General features: G+C 70.6%; 3 protein-coding genes. All 3 read right to left on the reverse strand.

The features are described from left to right. On the reverse strand, positions 1-1,857 hold a 1,857-nt coding region (locus ACZ6AA_RS40475; protein ID WP_471463542.1), incomplete at its 3' end, for a tetratricopeptide repeat protein. A gap of 68 nt (positions 1,858-1,925) precedes the next feature. Next, the gene (locus ACZ6AA_RS40480) at positions 1,926-2,417 is read right to left on the reverse strand and encodes a hypothetical protein (RefSeq protein ID WP_471463544.1); all 492 of its coding nucleotides are present in this window, start codon (positions 2,415-2,417) and stop codon (positions 1,926-1,928) included. A 400-nt stretch (positions 2,418-2,817) separates the two neighbouring features. Further along, positions 2,818-3,021 (reverse strand): transposase (locus tag ACZ6AA_RS40485; protein WP_471463546.1); only part of this gene is annotated, 204 nt, incomplete at its 5' end.

The following is a 3,021-nucleotide window of genomic DNA, read 5'->3' on the forward strand; positions in this document are numbered from 1 at the left end:
ATCTCCCGCCGCCCCCCGCCAGTAGGCGAGGTTGCCACGGGCGATCAGGGTGTCGAGGTGGTCGGGACCCAGCACCCGCAGCAAGTCGTCCAGCAACTGCTCGGTGGCAGTGGCAGCGCCACCCGGATCTCCCGCCGCCCCCCGCCATCGGGCGAGGTTGCCACGGGCGATCAGGGTGTCGGGGTGGTCGGGACCCAGCACCCGCAGCCGGTCGTGCAGCAACTGGCCGAACGCGGCGGCGGCGCCGTCCGGATCCCCCGCCGCTCCCCGCCATCGGGCGAGGTTGCCACGGGCGATCAGGGTGTCGAGGTGGTCGGGACCCACGCGGTGATGGGCGTTGTCTGTCAGGTGTCGGAAGTGGATGACGGCGGCGGTGAGCTGGCCGGTTTCGCCGAGGCTTGTGCCGGTGCGGTAGAGGACCTGATGGGCGTCGGGTTCCCACAGGGCGTCTTCGGCGTGGTGGGTGAGGGCTTCGGTGTTGGCGCGCAGGGCCTGTTCGAGGGTGGTGTCGCGTGGCACGTCGGGCCAGGCTGCGCTCAGGGCATCGGCGGCGGTGCGGGCGAGCTGGTCGTAGCGGTCGGCGGGCAAGGGGTCGCGGACGGCGCGTTGGATGAGGTTGTGGACCCGCACCGTCTGATGGGCGCTGGTGGAGCCAGGGTCGGTGGTGATGTCGAGCAGGCTCAGCCGGTGCAGGACCCGCAGCGCGCCGACCGCGTCCTCGGCTGTAACCGGGGCCGGGGCCGGGGCCGGGGCCTGGTTCTGGAGGGGGGTGTCGGGGGTGGTGCGTTGTTCGGTGAGGTGGGTCAGGGCGGGTGGGCTGGTCAGGAGGGTGGTGGGGATGCCGTTGGGGTCGAGCAGCGCGGTCAGCTGCAGCATCGGGCGGGCCAGGCCCGCCGGGCGGAGGGTGTTGGCGCGGTCGATGGACAGGGACCAGGCGGCGGCGACGGTGGCGGCCTGGTCATCGGGCAGGGCGCCCGGCTGGGGCAGGACGTCGTCCAGGGTGCGGGCGCGGTCGGCCAACTGCTTGCGGTAGGTGACGCAGTCCGCCCGGGTGAAGGGGACCGGGCACGAGGGCGGGCAGTCGATGGGCAGGAAGCCCGCTTGCGGATCGGCTTCGTTGAAGCGGGCGTCGTTGAGATACGCGGCGGCCTGGGCCAGCGCCAGGGGAAGACGGCCAAGGTCGCCGGCCAGAGCCTTGATGTGCTCGGGAGGGTCGGTGCGGCCGTGGGCGGTCAGGGCGGCGGTGAGATAGGTGCCGGCCTCGGCCTCGGTGAACAGGCCCACATCGACGCGGAGGCGTGAGCCACTGGTCAGCACGGTGTCCCGGCGGCGGGTGGTGACCAGGGTCTGGCCGAGGGAACTGCTGGGGGGCCACAGGTCCCGCAGGTCGGTGGGGTCGGTGAGGTCGTCCAGCACCACCATCCACCGGCACCCCGGACTCTCGCTGCCGATGGGGGACGGTTTGGGTTCCAGCCATGCCAGGAACTCCTCCGCTGACTGCTCCGGGCGGTCGGGGTCGGCGCCGAGCACGGCGGTGCCGGCTGTGGCGTAGGCGGCGATGATCGCCTCGCGGGTGGCTGCCGTGACCCAGACCAGCAGGTCGACCCGTCCGGCCTGCAAGGCGGTCCGGGCGTGATAGGCCGCGAGCTGCGTCTTGCCGACCCCTCCGGTCCCCGCAAGGACCTGGCACAGTACCGCCGTACCCCCCTCAGCCACCGCAGCGTCCAGGGCGCCGACCGCGCCCCGGTCCTGAAAGTAATCCGCCTGCCGCGGGATCCGGCCTACCGAGTACGGCCAGGCCACCGTGGCCCGCGGCGCGGCGTAGTGCTTCACCGTCTCGGCGTGGCCAACCACCATGCTGTGGTCCTGTGCGAAGAGCGAGGTCTGCGCCGTGATGTTCGGGGCTTGACTGATGCCGGGTGCGATCAGCCCTGGTTCGGGCCCGGCGGCGGAGGGTTTCCGATGGCCACGTCCCCCATGCGCACTGCAGCCGCTGACCCATGGTCGGCCAATATGGCAGGGTTCCCGCCGATGGCGATGCCGTCGTCCCCGGCCGAGACGCCGCTGGTGGCCTGTTGGGCCAGGGCCACCAGTTCGCGCAGCTGCCCAGCCGCGTCCTGACGGTCGGACTCGTCCAGCCCTTCGAGCAGATCCTCGAACCGGGTCCGCCAGGAGGCCGCCACCCAAGCCCGTACCGAATCGGATTCCCCGGGGCCAGCAGCGTCCAACTCGGTGGCCGACCGGTCAAGGCGATCCAAGGCCACCTGGGTGACACCTGACGAGCCGCCCCAGCCAAAGACGCGGGCCACCCGCACCCGGAACTCCGCCCACGCATCCGTCCCCGCGGCCGACGCCACCGCCGCACCGGCAGCCGAAGCCAAAGCAATCAACGCCTGATCCAACACGCGATCCTCCAAGCGCCTTTCCCACAAGGCCGCAGTCCCCGATGCCCCTGGGTGAAAAAGCGTACCCACGGGGGCGCACCCTGCGACCGGACCGCTTTCATTCTTTGACGAGGGCATGGGCCCCACTCTCAACAAGCCGGCGGACCCGTCCCAGTTGCCCCAGGCACCTCACTGAGGAACGACGAGTAGCACTGGTCGTTTCCAAAGATCCGCATCAGCTCGACGCCCAGATCGAGCAGACCGTCGAGAGCGAATGAGTATCCTGCCGAGACAGCGGCAAAGAACCCACCGCACTTTCGATCCCTACCCGCCGAAGACGCCGTGGGTTCCCGGTGAAAGCCCCTCAGTCACGCTGAACTCACGGCCGACGTGCCGGTAAGAGCTCTGTCACCGATCCTGCTGGCTTATTCGGTCACGCGGCGAGGGAGAGGTCGAGTCGGGCAAGGCGGCTGACGCGGGTGCGGTCGAGCGGGTGGCCGTTCCACCAAGCGTCGAGGCGTATAACGTTGAGCGCGACGGCAGAGAAGACGTGCTCCAGGTGGGTCTTCTGGAGACCGAGGTAGCGGGCACGTCTCATCCCGGTGACCGCGACGGCCTGGTGGATGGTTCCCTCGAT

The organism is Streptomyces sp. NPDC040610 (assembly GCF_055594065.1).